Consider the following 20,874-nt stretch of genomic DNA (forward strand, 5'->3'; position numbering starts at 1 on the left):
GCGGTAATTTCTGATAAAATAAAGAGTTGAATATGAAAGAAATGAGGACAAAGCATGAAACAAATAGAAATTTATCAGTTGATTAAAGATGGACAATTCGAAGCGGCTTTAAAAGCCCTTTTTGAAAATATAGATGCACATCCAGAAGCCATTGAAAATTATATCAACTCCGGTATATTACTTGCGGAAGCTGGAGAAGTGGAAAAAGCTGAAAAATTTTTCCAAAAAGCCTTAACAATCGATCCGGACAACGGTGCGATTTATTATAACTTAGCCAATGTGTATTACAATGCTGAAAGTTATAACGATGCTATCAAGCTGTATCATCAAGCGCTCCAAACTGGTGTTAATGAAGCAGATACCAATTATATGATCGGCATGTCATTCAACCAATTAGGCGACTTTAAATCTGCTTTGCCGTTTTTAATGCGCGCAGCTGAATTAGATCAAAATCAAGACGAAGAAATCCAATTCCAATATGGTTTGGTGCTCTGTCATATGGAGATGTTTGAACAAGGCATCACACAACTAGATAAAGTACTAAAAATCAATCCGAAACATACCGATGCATTATATAACAGAGGTTTAGCAGGATTCATGCATACTGAAGATACGGACCAAGCTTTACCTTATTTTGAGAAAGCCGTAGAGATTGATCCGAAACATTTATTAAGCCAGCATGCGATTAAAACATTCAGTCAGCTTAAAGAAGAGGAGGAATAACCTTTGAAGGACCCTACATTATTTGATTATTCAATGGTCAAAGGAACAGTGGAAGCCATCCTGTTTCAAAACAAAGACAATTTTTATACGGTATTAAAAGTAGAACCGATTGAAACCAATGAAGACTTTGATGCGATGCCTACGATTGTAGGGTTCTTTCCTGAAATTGCTGAAGGAGATGTCTACACATTCAAAGGGCAAGCTGTCACGCATCCTAAGTACGGCAAACAGCTGAAAGCTGAAACCTTCGAAAAAGAAGTGCCGCAAACCAAAGATGCTATTGTCAGTTATCTATCCAGCGATTTGTTCAAAGGTATCGGTAAGAAAACTGCAGAAAATATTGTTGCAACTTTAGGAGAAAATACGATTAATAAAATCTTAGATGATAAAACCGTATTAAAAGATGTCCCTAACTTATCGAAGAAAAAGCAAGAACAAATTGCTGATCAGATATACAGTAATCAAGAAGTTGAAAAAATTATGATTCGCCTTCATGATTTAGGGTTCGGTCCTAAACTTGCGATGAGTATCTATCAGGTATATCAAAGCGATACAATTTCAACGATAGAAAAAAATCCGTATGACTTGGTTTATGATGTACGCGGGGTCGGCTTTAATAAAGCAGACACTTTAGCTAAAAATTTGGGTATTGCTTTTGATGCACCTGAGCGTCTCAAAGCAGGGGTGCTGTATACGATTGAAGAAGAATGTATCAAACAAGGGCATACCTACTTGCCTAAAGACTATGTTATCGAAACTTCGCTTGCAATGCTCAGCGGCAGTTACAATGAACAGATTGAACCTGACTTGTTAGAACAGATGATTACAGAGCTTACAGAAGAAAGCAAGTTGATTGAAGCGGATGAAACGTTATCTGTCCCAAGTTTGTATTATTCTGAAATGAAAAGTGTTCAAAATTTATATCGCATTCAATCTCATCAAACGAAGCTGATAGATATCGAACAATCTGATTTGCAGATGCATATCGGTGAAATCGAAGAAATGAACGATGTGAATTATGCAACGTCACAAAAAGAAGCGCTTGAGACAGCAATTAATTCCAAGGTGATGTTGTTAACCGGCGGTCCTGGGACAGGAAAAACAACTGTTATTAAAGGTATTGTTGAATTATATGCGGAGATACACGGTTTATCGCTCGATTATGGCGACTATGATGAAGATGATTATCCTGTTGCACTCGCTGCACCGACAGGCAGAGCAGCCAAACGGCTTCAAGAATCTACAGGTTTAGAAGCGATGACCATTCATCGTTTGATCGGCTGGAGCCAAGATACAAAACCTGAAGATGTTCTAGAAAATGAAATCACCGCAAAATTGATTATTATTGATGAAATGTCGATGGTCGATACATGGCTCTTCCATCAATTTTTAAATGCGGTACCGATTGATGCTCAAATTATCTTAGTCGGCGATGAAGACCAATTACCGTCTGTCGGACCTGGACAAGTATTTAAAGATTTAATTGATGCTAAAGTGATTCCGCGTGTCAATTTAACGGAAGTCTATCGTCAGCAAGACGGATCGAGTATTATCGAATTGGCACATAAGATGAAATTAGGACAGCCGATTGATATTACACAGCGTTTTCACGATAGAAGCTTTATTCCATGTACAGCAGAACAAATTCCGGATGTTGTCAATAAAGTAGTCAGCTCTGCAGTTAAAAAAGGGTATGATATGAGCGATATTCAAGTACTTGCACCGATGTATCGCGGCAGTGCGGGCATCAAACGACTGAATAAAGTGCTGCAAGATATATTGAATCCTAAAGAAGACGATGCGAGAGAGATTGAGTTCGGTGAAGCGGTCTTTAGAAAGGGCGATAAAGTACTGCAGCTGGTTAATCGTCCGAACGATAATATCTTTAACGGCGATATCGGTGTGATTATCGGTATCTTCTGGGCGAGAGAAAATGAATTGAATAAAGATATTTTGGTCGTTGATTTTGAAGGCAATGAGATTACATTTACCAAACAAGATATGATGGAATTAACACATGCTTATTGTACATCGATTCATAAAGCGCAAGGTTCTGAATTCCCGATTGTCATCATGCCGATTGTTAAACAATATTATCGTATGCTGCAGCGTCCGATTATTTATACAGGATTGACACGTGCTAAGCAATCACTCGTCTTTCTCGGAGACAGCCAAGCATTTGATATCGGTATGAAGACATATGGTCAAGTCCGTATGACGCGTCTTGCACAACTGTTGAGAGATTACTTCGGTACTGAAGGTGATGAAGATACAGCTTCAGATATAGATGATTCAACTAGTGAAGAAAAAAGCGAATCATCTGCACCAGCAGGACACAAAGTTGTTGCTCTGACAGAGGAGACAATCTATGACATTGATCCGATGATAGGTGTCGGCGATGTAACACCTTATACATTTAATCAATCTAAATAATCGTGAAGCTATGAGATTTAGTTGACTTTTTGGATGTGTCAGACTAAAATAAAATTAATTCGCATAAAGCCGAGTAAGCAAAGACTATGGTGAAGAGAGATACCGGCAGGTGAAAGGTATCGCATAGCTTGCTGAACGCTACTTTATGTCAGTCCGTATAAAACATTGAGTGATGTGATTCGTTGATAATCGCATAACTAGGGTGGTACCGCGATGCATTCGTCCCTTTGTGGATGGATGCATTTTATTTTGCGTTCTAAGCATGCGTGATACGGAAATTGAACAACAATGCACAATTAGGAGTGAGGTTATTTATGAAACAGCTAAAAGCAAGTGAAATCAGACAAAATTATATTGATTTCTTTAAAGAACAAGGACATATGGTAGAACCTTCTGCACCGTTAGTACCGATTGATGATGATTCTTTACTTTGGATCAACTCAGGTGTTGCGACACTTAAAAAATATTTTGACGGTCGTGAAATCCCGAAAAAACCGCGTATCGTCAACTCTCAAAAAGCGATTCGTACCAACGATATTGAAAATGTCGGCTTTACAGCACGCCACCATACATTCTTTGAAATGTTAGGCAACTTCTCTATCGGCGATTACTTTAAACGAGAAGCAATTGAGTTTGCTTGGGAATTCTTAACAAGCGATCGCTGGATGGGTATGGAACCTGAAAAATTATATGTAACGATTCACCCTGAAGATATAGAAGCATATGATTTATGGCATGATGTCATCGGATTAGATGAAAGCCGTATTATTCGTATTGAAGGCAACTTCTGGGATATCGGGGAAGGCCCATCAGGTCCGAACACAGAGATTTTCTATGACCGCGGACCAGAATACGGCAAAGAAGACCCTGCTGAAGAAATGTATCCAGGCGGCGAAAATGAACGTTATTTAGAAGTATGGAACTTAGTATTCAGTGAGTTCAACCATAACAAAGATCATACGTATACACCGCTTCCTAATAAAAACATTGATACCGGCATGGGCTTAGAGCGTATGGCTTCTATTGCTCAAAATGTACGTACGAACTATGAAACTGACTTATTTATGCCGATTATTGAAGAAGTAGAACGTATTTCTGATAAAAAATATCAAGAAAAAGAAGCACAAGATGTTGCTTTCAAAGTTATTTCTGACCATATCAGAACGATTGCTTTTGCGATCGGTGATGGTGCATTGCCTGCTAACGAAGGCCGCGGCTATGTATTGCGTCGTTTATTACGCCGTGCAGTACGTTTCAGCCAGTCATTAGACATCAACAAACCATTTATGTATGAACTTGTTGATACAGTGGCAGATATTATGGAACCGTATTATCCAGAAGTAAAACAAAAAGCAGACTTCATCAAACGTGTCATCAAATCAGAAGAAGAACGCTTCCACGAAACATTGGAAGAAGGTTTGAACATTTTAAATGAATTGACTAAGACTGCTAAACAAGGCGATAAAGTCATCAACGGTAAAGATGCTTTCAAACTTTATGACACATACGGTTTCCCAATCGAATTAACAGAAGAAATCGCACAAAAAGAAGGCTTAACAGTCGATATGGCAACCTTCGAACAAGAAATGCAGCAGCAAAGAGACCGTGCACGTCAAGCACGTCAAAACTCACAATCTATGCAAATTCAAAGCGAAGTACTTAAAAACATCACTACTGAAAGCGAGTTTGTTGGTTATGATGTTATGGATCAGCACACAACACTTACTGACTTGATTTATAACGGTGAAAAAGTGGAACAAGCAGAAGCTGGAGAAACTGTTTACTTTGTGTTGAAACAAACACCATTCTACGCTGTCAGCGGCGGACAAGTTGCGGATAATGGTACAGTCGGCAACGACAGCTTTGAAATCGAAGTAACAGAAGTCACAAAAGCACCGAACGGTCAAAATCTGCACAAAGGTGTAGTCCAATTCGGTCAAGTCACAGCAGGTGCTGAAGTAGAAGCATCCGTTAATCATGAAGAACGCCGAGACATTACAAAAAACCACAGTGCAACACACTTATTGCATGCTGCGCTGAAAGAAGTATTAGGCGATCATGTTAACCAAGCTGGTTCATTAGTTGAAGGCGAACGTTTGCGTTTTGACTTCTCTCACTTTGGTCCAGTGACAAAAGAAGAATTAGAAAAAATCGAACGCCGTGTGAATGAAGAAATTTGGAAAGGCATCAATGTTACAATTAAAGAAATGCCGATTGAAGAAGCAAAAGCATCAGGTGCAATGGCGTTATTCGGAGAAAAATACGGCGATATCGTACGCGTTGTAGATATGGCACCATTCTCAATCGAATTATGCGGCGGTATTCATGTTAAAAACACATCTGAAATCGGATTGTTTAAAATCGTCAGCGAATCGGGTACAGGTGCTGGTGTAAGACGTATTGAAGCTTTAACAGGCAAAGCAGCATTCTTATATCTTGAAGACATTCAAGATAAATTCAATACAGTTAAAGATCAAGTGAAAGCGAAATCTGATGATCAAGTTGCTGAAAAAGTTGCACATGTGATCGACAGTGAAAAACAATTGCATAAACAACTAGAACAGCGCAATCAAGAAATTACAGCACTTAAAATGGGCAATATCGATGACCAAGTCGAAGACATCAATGGTCTTAAAGTGTTAGCATTGCAAGTAGATGCTGATAATGCAAAAGGCTTAAGACAAACCATGGATGACTTCAAATCTAAATTGCAAGATGCAGTGATTATCTTAGCAAGTGATGTCGGCGGCAAAGTTGCATTAGTTGCGACAGTGCCTAAATCAGAAACAGATAAAGTCAAAGCAGGCGACATTATTAAAGAAATGGCTCCGATTGTCGGAGGCAAAGGCGGCGGACGCCCAGATATGGCCCAAGGCGGCGGCAGCGACCCTAGCAAGATAACAGAGTCATTACAATTCATTAAAAACTATATTAAATCTCTATAATCTCCTTGCACTCTCATGTAGAATAGAGATGTATCAGCCTACTATAGTTTAAGGAGTGTGTAATGATATGAATAATTTCGACAAAACGATGCGTTTTAATATTGACGAAGTGCCAAAAGATGATGTTAAATCCGTGCTGACAAATGTGTATAATACGCTTGAAGAACGTGGTTACAATCCAGTAAACCAAATTGTAGGTTACTTGCTGTCAGGTGATCCGGCATACATTCCACGCCACAATGAAGCGAGAAATCAAATCAGAAGAATTGATCGCGACGACATTATGGAAGAACTTGTTTCTTACTACTTGAAAGTATCTGATCAAGATTAATTTATGTTAAAACATAAAATTATCGGATTAGATGTCGGCAGCAAAACAGTCGGCGTTGCTGTCAGCGATTTAATGGGTTGGACTGCTCAAGGCTTAGATACACTCCGAATCAATGAAGAAGAAAATGAATTAGGTATAGACCGATTGGCAGAAATCATCAAAAAAGAAGACGCAGATACTGTCGTCATAGGTTTGCCGAAAAACATGAATAATTCTATTGGATTTAGAGGCGAAGCTTCGATAAAATACAAAGAAGCACTGCTAGAAGCATTACCGGATATTAATGTGGTAATGTGGGATGAACGCCTTAGTACAATGGCTGCTGAAAGGTCATTGCTGGAAGCGGATGTTTCCAGAAAAAAACGGAGTCAAGTGATTGATAAAATGGCTGCTGTTTTTATCTTGCAAGGTTATTTAGATTCACTTTAATTTACCGTAAAAGGAGAGTTATTTATGTCAGAACAAAATCATAATCAAGATGCAGAATTACAAATCAATAACGATGAGGAATTATTAACATTATACGATGAAGACGGTAATGAAGTATTATATCGCAAAGTCTTAGAATTCTATCATCCTGGATTTGAAAAAGAATATGTTATTTTAGCTGAAGAAGGCGATACTTCAGACGATGATGACATGATCGAATTGATTCCTATGATTAACGTACCAGATGATTCTGGCGACGGTGGTAAATTCTTACCAGTTGAAACAGAGGAAGAGTGGGACATGATTGAAGAAATCGTGAACACTGAAATGGAATAAATGAGTAGTTTGAAGCGGAGGAGCTACCTCCGCTTTTTCTATGCACTCCACTATCAACATAGAAGTTTTTTAACTAAGGTATAAGTTTGAAAATTTATTAGCAGATATTCACTTTGAGTACTTAATATTCAACAAGATATATGGTAAAATATGTAAAGTTAATTTATGAAAAGTGCAGTGTTAAATAAGATAAGAATCAGTCAAAAAACGACTGATTTATTTTTATTGAACCAGCACTCAGTATGGATAAAGGAAGAGAAACATGAGTAAAAATGAAAGTTATTTAGTCGCTTTATCACAAAAGCATCCGCACAAGTTAGAAGCGCTCAGACCCTATGCAATAGAACATGAGGTGCCGATTATTCATCCTTTATCATTAGATATGGTTAAACAATTGATACGTATTCATCAGCCCAAACATATCTTAGAAATTGGTACTGCAATCGGATACAGTGCAATGCATTTTGCGTCAGTCGATCCTGATATCCGTATTACTACGATTGAGCGAAATGACGATATGTATCAGCAAGCGAAACAAAATATTGCAGACTACGGCTATCAAGAACAAATCGAAATCATTTTCGAAGATGCCAGAGAAGCATTTGATGCAGTAGCTGATCGAAAATTAGATATGATCTTCATCGATGCGGCCAAAGCACAAACGAAGAAGTTCTTTGAATTGTATACGCCGCTGCTCAAAACAGGCGGTCTCGTCGTGATTGATAATATTTTATATCACGATTTTGTGGCTGATATTGATGTAGTAAGAAGCAGAAATGTCAGACAGATGGTTAAGAAAATACAAAAATTCAACACTTGGTTAAATGATAACGAAGCGTATCACACTAACTTTTTAGATATAGAAGACGGCTTAGCAATAGCTGTAAAAGGAGAGTCGAAATGACAGAATTATTAGTGACACCGAAGTCGGTAGATCATATTGAAACTTTAATTTACAGAGGCGCTGATGCATTTGTGATTGGCGAACAAAAGTTCGGTTTGCGTTTAGCAGGCGAATTTGACAGAGAAGCAATGAAAGAAGCAGTTGAAATGATTCATGCACACGGCAAAAAAGCATATGCTGCTGTGAATGGTATTTTTCATAATTATCACCTCAATGCTTTAGAAGACTATATTCAATTCTTGCATGAAATCAAAGTAGACAGAATTATCTTCGGCGACCCTGCAGTTGTGATGTATGTAAAAGAACAAGCGAACCCTATTCCTTTGAACTGGGACGCTGAAACATTAGTTACCAATTACTTCCAATGCAACTACTGGGGTAAACGCGGTGCTAAAAGAGCAGTATTAGCACGCGAATTAAGCTTAGAAGAAATTTTGCATATCAAAGAAAATGCAGATGTTGAAATTGAAGTACAAGTACATGGTATGACTTGTATGTTCCAATCTAAACGTATGCTGCTCGGCAACTATTTTACATTCCAAGAGCGTCAAATGAAGATTCAGCGTGATGAAGAGACAGAAAATGATTTGTTGCTGTATGATGAAGAACGAGAAAATCAATATCCGGTCTTTGAAGATTATAACGGCACACATATTATGTCTCCGAACGACATTTGTTTGATTGAAGAGTTAGAGCCGCTGTTTGAAGCGGGTATCGACAGTATTAAAATAGATGGTGTCTTGCATTCTGAAGAATATATTAACGAATGTACAGAACAATACAGAGAAGCTATTGATTTATATAATGATGATCCGGAATCTTATGAAGATCAGAAATTCTTCTTGCTCGATGCGATTGAAAAAATTCAACCAGCACATCGACCATTTGACGAAGGTTTCTTATTCAAGCATACCGTATATTAAGGAGGAATTATCTTGGTTACTCAAGTTAAAGAAATGAAAACAAAATCTAAACGCCAAGTGAAAAAACCTGAATTATTGGCACCAGCCGGCAACTTAGAAAAACTGAAAATTGCAGTACATTACGGTGCAGATGCTGTATTTTTAGGCGGTCAAGAGTACGGTTTGCGTTCAAATGCTGATAATTTCACAATGGAAGAGATTAAAGAAGGCGTTGAATTTGCAGCAAAATACGGTGCTAAAATCTATGTTACGACTAACATCATTGCCCATGATGAAAACATGGAAGGATTAGAAACGTATTTGAAAAATCTAGAAGCTACAGGTGCAACAGGCATTATCGTAGCGGACCCGTTAATCATTGAAACATGCAAAAGCGTAGCACCGCGCTTAGAAATCCATTTATCAACTCAACAATCTTTAAGCAACTATAAAGCAGTTGAATATTGGAAAGAAGAAGGTTTGGACCGTGTAGTATTAGCACGTGAAACCGGTGCGATGGAAATGAAAGAAATGAAAGAAAAAGTGGATATCGAAATCGAAGCCTTTATCCACGGTGCAATGTGTATTGCCTATTCAGGCCGCTGTACATTAAGCAACCATATGACTGCCAGAGACTCAAACCGCGGAGGTTGCTGCCAAAGCTGCCGCTGGGATTATGATTTATTAGAAGTAGAAGAAAACGGCGACTTGGATTTATACTACAAAGAAGGCAAAGTTGTACCGTTTGCGATGAGTCCTAAAGACTTGAAATTAATCGAATCTATCCCGAATATGATGGATATCGGCATCGATTCATTGAAAATCGAAGGCCGTATGAAATCTATTCACTACATTGCGACGGTTGTATCTGTCTACCGCAAAGTCATTGATGCTTATGCTGAAGATCCGGATAACTTTAAAATCAAACCTGAATGGCTGATTGAGCTGGACAAATGTGCCAACAGAGACACTGCTTCATCATTCTTTGAAGGTACACCAGGTTATCAACAGCAAATGTTCGGCAATGAATCTAATAAAAAGACACCGTATGATTTCTGCGGTTTAGTCTTAGATTATGACAAAGAAACTAAAATTGCGACGGTACAGCAACGCAACCACTTCAAACCAGGACAAGAAATTGAGTTCTTCGGCCCTGAAATTGATGGTTTCACACAAGTGGTTGAAGCGATTTATGATGAAGAAGGCAATGAATTAGATGCTGCGCGCCATCCGCTCCAAATCGTTCAGTTTAAAGTAGACCATGATATTTATCCAAACAACATGATGCGAAAGGAAATCGGATAATGAAAGCAACAACGATTATAGGCATTGCAGGCGGATCTGGTTCAGGCAAAACATCAGTTACGAATGAAATTCTTCATAATTTAGAAGGTCATAGTGTTGCATTAATTGCACAAGACTACTATTATAAAGACCAATCGCATCTTACATTCGAAGAACGCTTGAAAACGAATTATGATCATCCGTTTGCGTTCGACAATGATTTATTGATTCAAAACTTGATTGATTTGCGCAACGGCATTCCTGTAGAGGTTCCGACATATGATTATGTCAATCATACGAGAAGCGCTGAAACCATTGCATTTCAACCAAAAGATGTTATTATCGTAGAAGGAATATTTGCACTTGAAAACAAAACATTACGTGATTTAATGGATGTTAAGATTTATGTCGATACAGATGCGGATTTGCGTATCTTAAGACGCTTGATGCGCGATACAAAAGAACGCGGTCGTTCTATGGAGTCTGTCATTGAACAATACATGACAGTCGTGCGTCCGATGCACAATCAATTCATAGAACCGACGAAAAAGTATGCGGATATTATTATCCCTGAAGGCGGCAGCAATAAAGTCGCTATCGACATAATGACAACAAAAATCCAATCTTTAATAAAAAATCAATAGGAACACTTGAGTAAAGGAAGATGACAATATGGAAAACCAAAAACAATATCCAATGACCCAAGAAGGTTTTGAAAAGCTAGAACAAGAACTTGAAGAGTTAAAGACGGTTAAACGTCCTGAAGTTGTAGAAAAAATCAAAGTTGCACGTTCTTTCGGCGACCTTTCAGAGAACTCTGAGTACGATGCAGCTAAAGATGAACAAGGTTTCATCGAACAAGATATCCAACGTATTGAACATATGATCCGCAATGCGCTGATCATTGAAGATACAGGCGACAACAATGTTGTTCAAATCGGGAAAACTGTTACATTTGTAGAGATTCCTGATGGTGAAGAAGAAGTTTACCAAATTGTCGGTTCTGCTGAAGCGGATGCTTTCAACGGCAAAATTTCTAACGAATCACCAATCGCTAAAAGTTTAATCGGAAAACATTTAGACGACGAAGTGCGTGTACCACTACCAAACGGTGCAGAAATGAAAGTTAAAATTACTAATATTCAATCACAATAATTATGAAATAAAGTAATCGTGTTTGGATTGCTTAATAAAATGATGACGGTTGGCGATACTTTTTCTGTTTGAAACACACTTTCAATAAGCAAAAGTAAAGCGCCAACCTTTTTTTGTGGGTTGAAGCTTTGTTGCAATGCGATTGGTCGTTGCGACTGGCAAATTATGATAAAATATCACTGATAGTTAATTTGAAAGGGGAAATGACGATGATTGGTATCATTGGCGCAATGGAAGAAGAGATTATGATTTTAAGAGATAACATCACACATCTCGAAGAAATTACAATTGCCCATGTTAAGTTTTATAAAGGTCAGCTCAACAATAAAGATGTTGTCCTGACACTCAGCGGTATCGGCAAAGTCAATGCCAGTATTTCAACAGCATTGCTGATTAACGAATTTTCACCGGAAGCTATTTTAAATACAGGTTCAGCAGGTGCACTTGATCATTCATTGAATATCGGAGATGTACTAATAGGTACAAAAGCAACGTATCATGATGCAGATGCACGTGCTTTCGGATACGAATTAGGTCAGATTCCAAATATGCCGTTAGCGTATGAAGCAGATAATGATTTGGCTGAACTTGCACAAGCTGTCATCGAGAAGCAGCAGCTGACAGGCCGCTTAGGTCTTATTGTCAGCGGCGATAGTTTTATTGGCGAAGTCAAACAGCGCGAACATATTAAAGCACATTTCCCTGAAGCTATGGCAGTAGAAATGGAAGCAACAGCAATTGCACAGACTTGCTACCAATTCAAAGTGCCGTTTATTGTGACAAGAGCAGTGTCTGATTTAGCAAATGGCGAAGCTAACGTAACGTTTGATGAATTTATTGGAAAAGCAGCGAAATCATCAAGTGAAATTGTATTACAAATGTTGAAATCTTTATAAGGATAAGGTGAATTGTTGTATGGGAATCTTAAGTAAAAACTTTATGCCGAATGCCTATGTGCAGTCTATACATGAAATTGATTTTGATAAGTTAGCAGATAACGGTATTAAAGGTGTCATTACTGATTTAGATAACACATTAGTCGGTTGGGATGTTGCAGATCCGACACCTGCTGTGATTCATTGGTTTAATATGCTTAATGAAAAAGGCATTAAAGTCACAGTAGTGTCTAATAACCACCAAAACAGAGTATCAAGCTTCTGCCAACCGTTAAAAGTCAATTACATTTTCGAAGCAAGAAAACCGATGGGCAAAGCATTTAAACATGCGGCAGACCGTATGGGGTTAAAACCAGAAGAAACAGTGGTCATCGGCGATCAAATGCTGACGGATGTATTCGGAGGCAACCGCCGCGGTATGTATACAGTAATGGTAGTACCTGTTAAGAAAACAGACGGCTTTGTGACGAAATTCAATCGTATTATCGAAAGACGTCTGCTCAACAGATATAAAAGAAAAGGCTATATTAAGTGGGAGGAAAATTGATTGACAGAAACGAGCAAATGTATCGGATGCGGCGCTGAACTTCAAGCTGACGATCCGAAAAAACCCGGTTATGTCCCTGCGCATAATCTGCATAAAGAAGATGTAATCTGCCAGCGTTGTTTCAGATTGAAAAATTATAACGAAATCCAAGATGTCGGTATGGATAGCGAAGACTTCTTAGACTTGCTGAATAATTTAGCAGATAAAAAGGGACTCGTTGTTAATGTTGTAGATGTCTTCGACTTTGAAGGTTCATTTATCAATGCATTAAAACGTATTGTCGGCAACAAGAAAGTCATCTTAGCTGCTAACAAAGTGGATTTGCTGCCGAAACAAATCAATAAACGCCGTGTTAAAGAATGGTTGAAGAAATCAGCACGCAAATATGGTTTAGAAGCAGAAGAGGTTGTTTTGATTTCAGCTGAAAAAGGCTATGCTATCAATGACTTGCTAGAAGCGATTCAAAAACATCGCAGCAATGATGATGTCTATATTGTCGGTACAACGAATGTCGGCAAATCTACTTTAATCAACAAATTAATCGAACAAAGCGTAGGGGAAAAGAATGTCGTTACGACATCAAGGTTCCCAGGTACAACATTGGATTTAATTGATATCCCATTAGACGATACGTCATTTATGTACGATACACCAGGTATTATCCAAGACCATCAAATGACACATTATGTATCAGAAAAAGAATTAAAACAGATTATGCCGAATAAAGAAATTAAACAATGTGTTTATCAATTGAATGAAGGTCAAACATTATTCTTTGGAGGACTTGCACGCATTGATTATGTCTCAGGCGGCAAACGTCCTTTAGTATGCTACTTCTCTAATCAGCTGCATATTCATCGTACTAAAACTGAAAAAGCAAATGATTTATGGCGTACACAGCTTGGAGACTTATTAACACCTCCAGGCAATCGTGATGACTTTGATTTAAATGATATGAAAGCAGTCCGCTTAGAAACGGGTAAAGAGAAAAGAGATATCATGATAGCGGGCTTAGGATTTATTACTATCGGTCCTGGCGCGAAAGTCATTGTCAGAGTACCGAAGTCTGTAGACGTAGTGCTAAGAAATTCTATCATGTAGCAGGTGATAATTATGAAATTTGCGGTTATCGGTCACCCTATCGACCACTCATTATCTCCCATCATGCATAATGCCAACTTTAAAGCATTAGGGCGTGATGACACTTATGAAGCATTGAATATTCCGCCCAAGCATTTTCATCTGATTAAAGAAATAATCAGCGAAAAGCAATTGGACGGCTTTAATATTACGATTCCGCATAAGGAAAGTATTATTCCTTATCTTGATGAAATCGATACACATGCTTCTAAGATAGGTGCAATTAATACAGTTAAAATACAAGATGGCAAATGGACAGGGTATAACACAGACGGCATCGGCTATGTTAAAGGCTTAAAACGTGTGTATCCAGATTTAGAGCATGCGAAGATTTTATTGATTGGTGCCGGCGGTGCAAGCAAAGGATTAGCAGCTGCACTGAGTGAAATTGCGAACAAGCCGCTGACAGTTGCCAATCGTACGATGAAACGTTTCGATACTTGGGATTTAGAGGTCGAACAGTATACGCTCAAAGAAGTAGAAGCAAATTTAGAACAATTTGATATTGTGATTAATACAACGCCCGCTGGGATGAATCATAACCAAGATGTTGTGATTTCATTAGATCAGTTAGCACCTGATACTTTAGTAAGTGATATCGTGTATATACCAGAGAAAACACCGATACTTGCTTTAGCAGAAGCAAAAGGCAATCCTATCTATAATGGGTTGGATATGTTTGTGAATCAAGGTGCTGAGAGTTTTAAAATATGGAGCGGGGCAGAAGCGGATATTGAAGTAATGAAAAGTACAGTGATTGAACAATTAAAAAGGAGAAATTAAATGCTGACAGGTAAACAAAAAAGATTTTTAAGAAGCAAAGCACATCATGTTAACCCAACTTTCCAAATCGGCAAAGCGGGATTAAATGATAATATGATTGAGCAGCTGAATGAAATTTTAGAGAATAGAGAACTTATCAAGATTCATATCTTGCAAAATAACATGGATGATAAAAGCGAATTAGCACAAGCAGTCAGTGAAGCGACGCAAAGTGAATTGGTACAAGTAATCGGATCTATGATTGTGTTGTATAAAGAATCTGAAGAAAACAAACAGATTGAACTCCCATAATATGACAAATAAAATTGTCTTATACGGCGGCCAATTCAATCCGATTCATATTGCGCATATGGTTGCAGCAAGCGAAGTTTATCACCAATTGAAACCTGATCGCTTTCTCTTTTTGCCGAGTTATATGTCGCCGTTAAAAGCACATCGCACTGAATTAAATACTAAACACCGTATTGCGATGTTAAAGGCAGCAATCACGCAATTAGGCTTTGGAGAAATCTGCTTAGATGAGATAGAACGAGAAGGCCAAAGTTATACGTATGATACGCTGCAAGCGATTAAATCGGCACATCCAGATTCAGAACTCTATTTTGTGATTGGTACTGATCAGTACGATCAACTAGATAAATGGTATAAAATTGATGCATTGAAACAAATTGTGACGTTTGTCGTTGTGAACAGAGACAAAGCAGTTCAATATGTTTCTAATGACATGATAGCAGTGAACATTCCTCGAATAGATATCAGCTCGTCTATGATCAGAACACGTGTTGCTGAAGGTGAATCTATTCAAGTGCTGGTTCCTGCAGAAGTGGAATCCTATATCAGGAAGGAGCGATTATATGAAAATTAATGAAGCGGTAAAACTTGTAGAAGAAAAGCTGCCTAAAAAACGTTATAAGCACTCTTTGCGTGTAGCAGAAACTGCTAAGCATTTAGCACAAATACACAAAGGGGATGTAGAAAAGGCAGAACTTGCAGGTGTTTTGCATGACTATGCAAAATATGATGATTTAAGTTCTATGTACCAGATTGTAGGACAATATAACTTAGATCAGGATTTATTAAGTTATGGTTCAGAAATTTTACATGGCCCAGTCTGTGCGGTTATTATGAAAGAGAAGTATGGTATCGATGACCAAGAAGTTTTAGATGCGATTCACTTCCATACGACAGGGCGTGCGCAAATGTCGAAAACAGAAAAAATTGTTTTCATTGCGGACTATATTGAGCCGAAAAGAACTATACCTGGTGTAGAAGACATAAGAGAGATGGCAGAACAGCCGGGCAACTTAGATAAAACTATTTATGAAATTTCTAAAAGAACCGTTTTATTTTTAATTGGCAATGATATCTCTGTGTACAAAGCGACGATTGATTGTTTAAATTACTACAATTTCAGTGATGAAAGAATAAAGGATGATTAAATGCAAACAGAACAAATTTTAGATTTGGCGGTAGAAGCTGTTGAGAGTAAAAAAGCAGAAGAAGTGATTTCTCTTAATTTAGAGGGCATCAATGATATGGCAGATTACTTTGTGATTTGTCATGGTAATAACGAGAGACAAGTACAGGCGATTGGGAGAGCTGTTAAAGAAGCGGCTGACAAAGCAGGCGTAGATATTACTGTCTTTGAAGGCCTGAGCGAAGCAAGATGGGTATTACTGGATTTATCTGGTATTATTGTCCACATCTTCCATAAAGACGAGCGCAGTTATTACAACATTGAAAAGCTCTATAGAGATGCACCGATGAAAACCTATGAGGAAGCTTACTAAATGGTTCAGTACCAAGGTTTTAGTCAATACTATGATGAATTAACACAAGATCAACCTTATGAACAATGGTTAGCTATTATACAGCAAGCTGCTTCAAAACGAGATTCTATTTTGGATATCGGTTGCGGAACCGGCAGCTTAACGCATTTATTAACAGATTTTAAGCATGTTACTGGTATGGATTTAAGCAGTGATATGCTAGCTGTTGCATCAAAAAAAGCATCGAATATCAGATGGATAGAAGGCGATATGACTGATTTTGATTTAGGTCAAACTTATGACGTCATTACAATCTTATGCGATTCATTGAATTATATTGCTGAAAAAGATCAAGTTGCAGCAACTTTTAATCATGTATACGAGCATTTGAATGACGATGGAACTTTCATCTTTGATGTGCATTCCACTTACAAAATGGAGACCTTATTTGCAAATCATAGTTATATTGACGAGACAGAACATATCTTCTTAGGATGGGACGCTGTTAAAGGCGAGGAACCCTTTAGTGTTTGGCATTATATGACATTCTTTGAGCTTCAAAATGATGGCAGTTATCATCGTTTTGATGAAGAACATTATCAAAGAACGTATCTGCGTGAGGACTATATTGATATGTTGGAAAATGCCGGCTTTAAGTCGATTTCAACCTTCTATGATTTTGATGTTGAGAATCAAGATGAGCAAAGCGATCGTTTATTCTTCATTGTAAAAAAATAAAGTAAATTCACTCCTTGAAACGTTTGTTATATAAAGGAGTGAATTTTTTATGTTTGACCAATTAATACATTATTATGAGCAATATAAGCAATACACCTGGTTAGCAGTAATTGGAATGTTGCTGCTGTTGGGTATCTTCTTATTTATCCATCCTAAAGAAGAAAATGCACCAATAGAAGCCAAAGCTGCTGATAAACCTGCGCATGAGTATCAAAAAGGCAGCAATAGTACTTCTGAAAAAGGAAAAGACACCTCTGAACCTATTAAAACGAATGGTGGAAAAGTTAAAAATATTGTAGTGGATGTCAAAGGAGCGGTAGAGCATCCTAACATTTACGAGATGAAAGATAACCAAAGAGTTAAAGATGTACTGGATAAAGCAAAAATAACCTCCAAAGCTGATTTGACCCTGATAAATCTTTCGGAAAAGCTTACCGAACAAAAAATGATAGTCGTACCTGAAAAAGGACAAACAGTCTCAAATACTACAAGCACAAACGCTGCAGCTTCATCCAAGCAATCTGGGAGTCCTCAGGCTAAGGTTAACTTGAATAGTGCTAAAGAAAGCGAATTGACTACTGTTAACGGATTAGGGCCATCTAAAGCAAAAGCGATAATAGAGTACAGAGAATCAAAAGGTTCATTTAATAGTGTAGATCAATTAAAAAAACGTTAAAGGCATAGGTGAAAAATCATTTGAAAAGCTAAAGGATTATTTCACAGTTTAGAGATAATGATTTATTAAAATGCCTTTTTGTAATAAAATAGTATTGTTATATAACAATGGAGGTGCAAAACGTGGACAGAATAAAATGGGAAGAGTACTTTATGGCGCAAAGTCATTTGCTTTCACTTCGTTCTACGTGCACTAGACTCTCTGTCGGTGCAACAATTGTAAAAGATAATAGAATCATTGCAGGAGGTTATAACGGCTCTGTAGCAGGCGAAGTACACTGTATTGATGAAGGCTGCTTAATGGAAGATGGTCATTGTATCAGAACAATTCATGCAGAAATGAATGCCTTATTGCAATGTGCGAAACAAGGGGTTTCTACAGAAGGGGCAACAATCTATGTAACACATTTCCCGTGCTTGAATTGCACTAAATCCATTATTCAAGCTGGTATTAAACAAATTTACTACGCTAAAGATTATCACAACCACGATTACGCAATTCAACTGCTTAAACAATCAGGAATTGAATATAAAAAGATACCATTTGATGCTGATCAAGTTGCAGAATTTTTAACTAAGAAGTGATAGATATTTGATATATATTGCACTTGCATTTTTAGACGGCATCTTATTGATTTATAATAAGCCGCTTGCTTACATGCTTGCTGGCTTATTATTATTCATAATTACAAAAAGAAAGCTTCCAATATTATTAACTATAGTTATATTATGTCAACCCATAATAAGTTATACGATTTTTTCTAGCCATATTTCAAATAAATCCCAAAAATTAATGTGGTTTAAGACTTCAAAACCTTTTAAAGGTCATTTAATGCTTCAACATTTGCAAATAAAGAAGGAAAAATATGCAGAATCAAAGGTTAAAATTCGAGATTTTCTCGTAAAATTGACTTACTTTCCAAAAAATCCTGCGGAAATAAACAAATTAAAGGGGATGACTGCTTATGTAGACTGCTATATAGAAGGCCAATTTAAAGTTGATCCGGACTTTAATGATGCAATATCTTTAATCGTAAAGAAAATAAACTATGCATCATGTAAGCCGGTAAAATCCCATTCTTTGGAATCATTAATAGCACAACATAAGTTTTATTCTCTTCATCGTCTCAAACTCTATTCTCCGCATTGGCAAAATACATTTGCGATGATTACTGGTGATGTAAGTTTTATTAGTCCAAGTGAATTAGAAACTGATAAGGAACTTGGTATTTATCATTTGCTCGCTGTAAGCAGCTCTCATGTTGTGGTCATTGCCTCGATTTTCTATTTTGTGTTTAATAGACTCTCTATTCCTCTTATCTTTATCAAGTTTATTATTATTACAGTATTATTGTTATTTGCTTACTATACTGATTTTGCGCCAAGTGCGTTACGCGCCATTTTATGTATGAGCTTAGTAATGATACTTCCAAAAAAGTTTTACCATTCTCTAATTGATATCTTATGTACTGTATTTTTATTTCTATGCATCGTTAACCCTGATATTGTATTAGATATCGGCTTTCAATTTTCATTTTTAATTACATGTTTTATATTATTATCCTCACCAGCACTTAAAAATAAATCCGCTTTATTTACCATGTTTATCATGACCTTGATTGCACAATTCGGTTCTTTTTTGATTAGCGCTTATCATTTCAACCAAATTCAATGGATTGGATTTGTTTCCAACTTTATATTTATTCCTTTTTATTCGTTCATTTTATTTCCGCTTGCTATTTTTACTTATTTTTATTATCAGTGGCTCCCGTCGAATACGTTACTTAATTTGCTAATAGTTAAATTATATGCCATTCATGATCAATTACTTATTCCTTTGTTCAAGTACTTAGTGCGATTTCGCTGGTTCATAGGGGAGATGAATAGTTTTCTCATTGTAATGACACTCGTTTGGCTGATTATCTTGCTGGTGTTAACAACCAATACTAAGATTAAAGCAGCTCTGATTTTGTTTGTGGCAGGCAGTGTTGTTCTCACGTACATTGCATCTATCCCACACACTAGATTCACTGCACTGAATGTGGGACAAGGAGATGCATTTTTATTTGAAACACGCCATCGAGATCGTATTTTAATCGATACAGGAGGAAAAGCACAAAATGAAAATCAATTGTTTGATTTTAACTCCAATGATTCAAATGATTCTCATTCCATCAGCAAGTTTCATATTTTGCCTACATTAAGAAGAAGGGGAATCTCGACACTTGATTATGTCATAGTGACACATCCGCACGCAGATCATATTGGAGAGCTTCATTATGTAATGACTCACGTGCACGTTAAAAATTTGATTGTTAACTTTAAAAGTTTTCCTGTTTCTTCTTTAATGCAGCTTCATGGATTATGTCATCAAAACAAGACGCAATTAATAGACGTTAATACAATAAAATCTATACGTTTAGGTGAAAATAAAATTACATTTTATGATACTGCCTTAACACAAAGCAAAGACTTAAATGATCATTCAATCATTGCATTAATTCAAACCAAAAAATATAACATTTTAACGACAGGGGATGCTACTGCTAAAAACGAAAATCTGTTACTGCAAAAATACAAATTACCTAAAATTGATATTTTAAAGGTGGGCCATCATGGCAGCCAAACGAGTAACAGTGTTACGTACATCAATACAGTACATCCCACTTACAGTATAATTTCCAGCGGCAAAAACAATGTGTATAAACTACCGAATAAAACTATATTAAAACGTTTAAAAGACGTCCGTTCAATGATTTACGACACTCAAATAAATGGTGAAGTGACTTTTAATTTAGATCACAATATAGAAGTCATCACGCAAAATCAATAGGAATGGTGTCATATTAATACAAATGCTATAATACTAAAGTATGCTAATTTT

At 37.1% G+C, this 20,874-nt stretch carries 23 protein-coding genes; all 23 read left to right on the plus strand.

Annotated elements, in window-relative coordinates; all coding sequences use genetic code 11:
- The first annotated feature begins 54 nt into the window (after positions 1–54).
- The 23 genes from MUA90_RS06900 to MUA90_RS07010 all read left to right on the plus strand — a co-directional run bounded on the left by MUA90_RS06900 (position 55) and on the right by MUA90_RS07010 (position 20,823).
- Positions 55–723, plus strand: coding sequence for a tetratricopeptide repeat protein (locus MUA90_RS06900; RefSeq protein WP_262585910.1), 669 nt, complete (start codon positions 55–57; stop codon positions 721–723).
- 3 nt (positions 724–726) lie between these two features.
- Positions 727–3,156, plus strand: coding sequence for an SF1B family DNA helicase RecD2 (locus tag MUA90_RS06905; protein WP_262585912.1), 2,430 nt, complete (start codon positions 727–729; stop codon positions 3,154–3,156).
- Between the two features lie 314 nt (positions 3,157–3,470).
- On the plus strand, positions 3,471–6,101 hold the full coding sequence (gene alaS / locus MUA90_RS06910) for an alanine--tRNA ligase (RefSeq protein ID WP_262585913.1): 2,631 nt from the start codon (positions 3,471–3,473) through the stop codon (positions 6,099–6,101).
- Between the two features lie 67 nt (positions 6,102–6,168).
- Positions 6,169–6,432, plus strand: coding sequence for an IreB family regulatory phosphoprotein (locus MUA90_RS06915; protein ID WP_105992639.1), 264 nt, complete (start codon positions 6,169–6,171; stop codon positions 6,430–6,432).
- 3 nt (positions 6,433–6,435) lie between these two features.
- Positions 6,436–6,861: a Holliday junction resolvase RuvX gene (gene ruvX, locus MUA90_RS06920; RefSeq protein WP_114603228.1), complete on the plus strand. Its 426-nt coding sequence runs from the start codon at positions 6,436–6,438 to the stop codon at positions 6,859–6,861.
- Positions 6,862–6,885: 24 nt separating this feature from the next.
- Positions 6,886–7,197 carry a DUF1292 domain-containing protein gene (locus MUA90_RS06925; RefSeq protein WP_105992641.1) on the plus strand — a complete coding sequence of 104 codons (312 nt, stop codon included), beginning with the start codon at positions 6,886–6,888 and terminating at the stop codon, positions 7,195–7,197.
- A gap of 262 nt (positions 7,198–7,459) precedes the next feature.
- The gene (locus MUA90_RS06930) at positions 7,460–8,101 is read left to right on the plus strand and encodes an O-methyltransferase (protein WP_262585917.1); all 642 of its coding nucleotides are present in this window, start codon (positions 7,460–7,462) and stop codon (positions 8,099–8,101) included.
- Positions 8,098–9,024, plus strand: coding sequence for a peptidase U32 family protein (locus MUA90_RS06935; protein WP_262585919.1), 927 nt, complete (start codon positions 8,098–8,100; stop codon positions 9,022–9,024). Before MUA90_RS06930 ends, MUA90_RS06935 begins: the two co-directional genes overlap by 4 nt.
- 33 nt (positions 9,025–9,057) lie before the next feature.
- Positions 9,058–10,308 carry a peptidase U32 family protein gene (locus MUA90_RS06940; RefSeq protein ID WP_114603263.1) on the plus strand — a complete coding sequence of 417 codons (1,251 nt, stop codon included), beginning with the start codon at positions 9,058–9,060 and terminating at the stop codon, positions 10,306–10,308.
- Positions 10,308–10,931, plus strand: coding sequence for a uridine kinase (gene udk / locus MUA90_RS06945; protein ID WP_114603231.1), 624 nt, complete (start codon positions 10,308–10,310; stop codon positions 10,929–10,931). Before MUA90_RS06940 ends, udk begins: the two co-directional genes overlap by 1 nt.
- A 28-nt stretch (positions 10,932–10,959) precedes the next feature.
- The gene (gene greA, locus MUA90_RS06950) at positions 10,960–11,442 is read left to right on the plus strand and encodes a transcription elongation factor GreA (protein WP_105992645.1); all 483 of its coding nucleotides are present in this window, start codon (positions 10,960–10,962) and stop codon (positions 11,440–11,442) included.
- A gap of 209 nt (positions 11,443–11,651) precedes the next feature.
- Positions 11,652–12,338, plus strand: coding sequence for a 5'-methylthioadenosine/adenosylhomocysteine nucleosidase (locus MUA90_RS06955; protein ID WP_262585922.1), 687 nt, complete (start codon positions 11,652–11,654; stop codon positions 12,336–12,338).
- A 19-nt stretch (positions 12,339–12,357) separates the two neighbouring features.
- Positions 12,358–12,885 (plus strand): YqeG family HAD IIIA-type phosphatase, encoded by a 528-nt coding sequence (locus MUA90_RS06960; protein WP_114603233.1) that lies wholly within the window; start codon positions 12,358–12,360, stop codon positions 12,883–12,885.
- Positions 12,886–13,986 carry a ribosome biogenesis GTPase YqeH gene (yqeH, locus tag MUA90_RS06965; protein ID WP_262585924.1) on the plus strand — a complete coding sequence of 367 codons (1,101 nt, stop codon included), beginning with the start codon at positions 12,886–12,888 and terminating at the stop codon, positions 13,984–13,986.
- 12 nt (positions 13,987–13,998) lie between these two features.
- A complete protein-coding gene (gene aroE / locus MUA90_RS06970; RefSeq protein ID WP_262585926.1) occupies positions 13,999–14,808 on the plus strand; it encodes a shikimate dehydrogenase in 810 nt (269 codons plus the stop codon).
- Positions 14,809–15,099, plus strand: coding sequence for a ribosome assembly RNA-binding protein YhbY (yhbY, locus tag MUA90_RS06975; protein WP_114603236.1), 291 nt, complete (start codon positions 14,809–14,811; stop codon positions 15,097–15,099).
- Between the two features lies 1 nt (position 15,100).
- Positions 15,101–15,673 carry a nicotinate-nucleotide adenylyltransferase gene (locus MUA90_RS06980; protein WP_262585928.1) on the plus strand — a complete coding sequence of 191 codons (573 nt, stop codon included), beginning with the start codon at positions 15,101–15,103 and terminating at the stop codon, positions 15,671–15,673.
- Positions 15,663–16,247, plus strand: a complete 585-nt coding sequence (yqeK, locus tag MUA90_RS06985) for a bis(5'-nucleosyl)-tetraphosphatase (symmetrical) YqeK (RefSeq protein WP_114603238.1) — start codon at positions 15,663–15,665, stop codon at positions 16,245–16,247. Before MUA90_RS06980 ends, yqeK begins: the two co-directional genes overlap by 11 nt.
- Complete coding sequence (gene rsfS / locus MUA90_RS06990) at positions 16,248–16,598, plus strand: ribosome silencing factor (RefSeq protein WP_114603239.1); 351 nt, start codon at positions 16,248–16,250, stop codon at positions 16,596–16,598.
- Positions 16,599–17,315: a class I SAM-dependent DNA methyltransferase gene (locus tag MUA90_RS06995; protein WP_262585930.1), complete on the plus strand. Its 717-nt coding sequence runs from the start codon at positions 16,599–16,601 to the stop codon at positions 17,313–17,315.
- A 49-nt stretch (positions 17,316–17,364) separates the two neighbouring features.
- Positions 17,365–17,991: a helix-hairpin-helix domain-containing protein gene (locus MUA90_RS07000; protein ID WP_262585932.1), complete on the plus strand. Its 627-nt coding sequence runs from the start codon at positions 17,365–17,367 to the stop codon at positions 17,989–17,991.
- A 122-nt stretch (positions 17,992–18,113) separates the two neighbouring features.
- Positions 18,114–18,575, plus strand: a complete 462-nt coding sequence (locus MUA90_RS07005) for a ComE operon protein 2 (RefSeq protein ID WP_114603242.1) — start codon at positions 18,114–18,116, stop codon at positions 18,573–18,575.
- Between the two features lie 7 nt (positions 18,576–18,582).
- Positions 18,583–20,823 (plus strand): DNA internalization-related competence protein ComEC/Rec2, encoded by a 2,241-nt coding sequence (locus MUA90_RS07010; protein WP_262585934.1) that lies wholly within the window; start codon positions 18,583–18,585, stop codon positions 20,821–20,823.
- The last annotated feature ends 51 nt before the right edge of the window (positions 20,824–20,874 follow it).

Source organism: Staphylococcus sp. IVB6181 (genome assembly GCF_025561445.1).
Classification (GTDB): Bacteria; Bacillota; Bacilli; order Staphylococcales; family Staphylococcaceae; genus Staphylococcus; species Staphylococcus simulans_B.

Bases quoted from the DNA above. Each gene is read 5' to 3' on its own strand.
- MUA90_RS06900 (WP_262585910.1), top strand. From the start codon at position 55: ATGAAACAAATAGAAATTTATCAGTTGATTAAAGATGGACAATTCGAA.
- alaS (WP_262585913.1), top strand. From the start codon at position 3,471: ATGAAACAGCTAAAAGCAAGTGAAATCAGACAAAATTATATTGATTTC.
- MUA90_RS06915 (WP_105992639.1), top strand. From the start codon at position 6,169: ATGAATAATTTCGACAAAACGATGCGTTTTAATATTGACGAAGTGCCA.
- ruvX (WP_114603228.1), top strand. From the start codon at position 6,436: ATGTTAAAACATAAAATTATCGGATTAGATGTCGGCAGCAAAACAGTC.
- MUA90_RS06925 (WP_105992641.1), top strand. From the start codon at position 6,886: ATGTCAGAACAAAATCATAATCAAGATGCAGAATTACAAATCAATAAC.
- MUA90_RS06930 (WP_262585917.1), top strand. From the start codon at position 7,460: ATGAGTAAAAATGAAAGTTATTTAGTCGCTTTATCACAAAAGCATCCG.
- MUA90_RS06935 (WP_262585919.1), top strand. From the start codon at position 8,098: ATGACAGAATTATTAGTGACACCGAAGTCGGTAGATCATATTGAAACT.
- MUA90_RS06940 (WP_114603263.1), top strand. From the start codon at position 9,058: ATGAAAACAAAATCTAAACGCCAAGTGAAAAAACCTGAATTATTGGCA.
- udk (WP_114603231.1), top strand. From the start codon at position 10,308: ATGAAAGCAACAACGATTATAGGCATTGCAGGCGGATCTGGTTCAGGC.
- greA (WP_105992645.1), top strand. From the start codon at position 10,960: ATGGAAAACCAAAAACAATATCCAATGACCCAAGAAGGTTTTGAAAAG.
- MUA90_RS06955 (WP_262585922.1), top strand. From the start codon at position 11,652: ATGATTGGTATCATTGGCGCAATGGAAGAAGAGATTATGATTTTAAGA.
- MUA90_RS06960 (WP_114603233.1), top strand. From the start codon at position 12,358: ATGGGAATCTTAAGTAAAAACTTTATGCCGAATGCCTATGTGCAGTCT.
- aroE (WP_262585926.1), top strand. From the start codon at position 13,999: ATGAAATTTGCGGTTATCGGTCACCCTATCGACCACTCATTATCTCCC.
- yhbY (WP_114603236.1), top strand. From the start codon at position 14,809: ATGCTGACAGGTAAACAAAAAAGATTTTTAAGAAGCAAAGCACATCAT.
- MUA90_RS06980 (WP_262585928.1), top strand. From the start codon at position 15,101: ATGACAAATAAAATTGTCTTATACGGCGGCCAATTCAATCCGATTCAT.
- yqeK (WP_114603238.1), top strand. From the start codon at position 15,663: ATGAAAATTAATGAAGCGGTAAAACTTGTAGAAGAAAAGCTGCCTAAA.
- rsfS (WP_114603239.1), top strand. From the start codon at position 16,248: ATGCAAACAGAACAAATTTTAGATTTGGCGGTAGAAGCTGTTGAGAGT.
- MUA90_RS06995 (WP_262585930.1), top strand. From the start codon at position 16,599: ATGGTTCAGTACCAAGGTTTTAGTCAATACTATGATGAATTAACACAA.
- MUA90_RS07000 (WP_262585932.1), top strand. From the start codon at position 17,365: ATGTTTGACCAATTAATACATTATTATGAGCAATATAAGCAATACACC.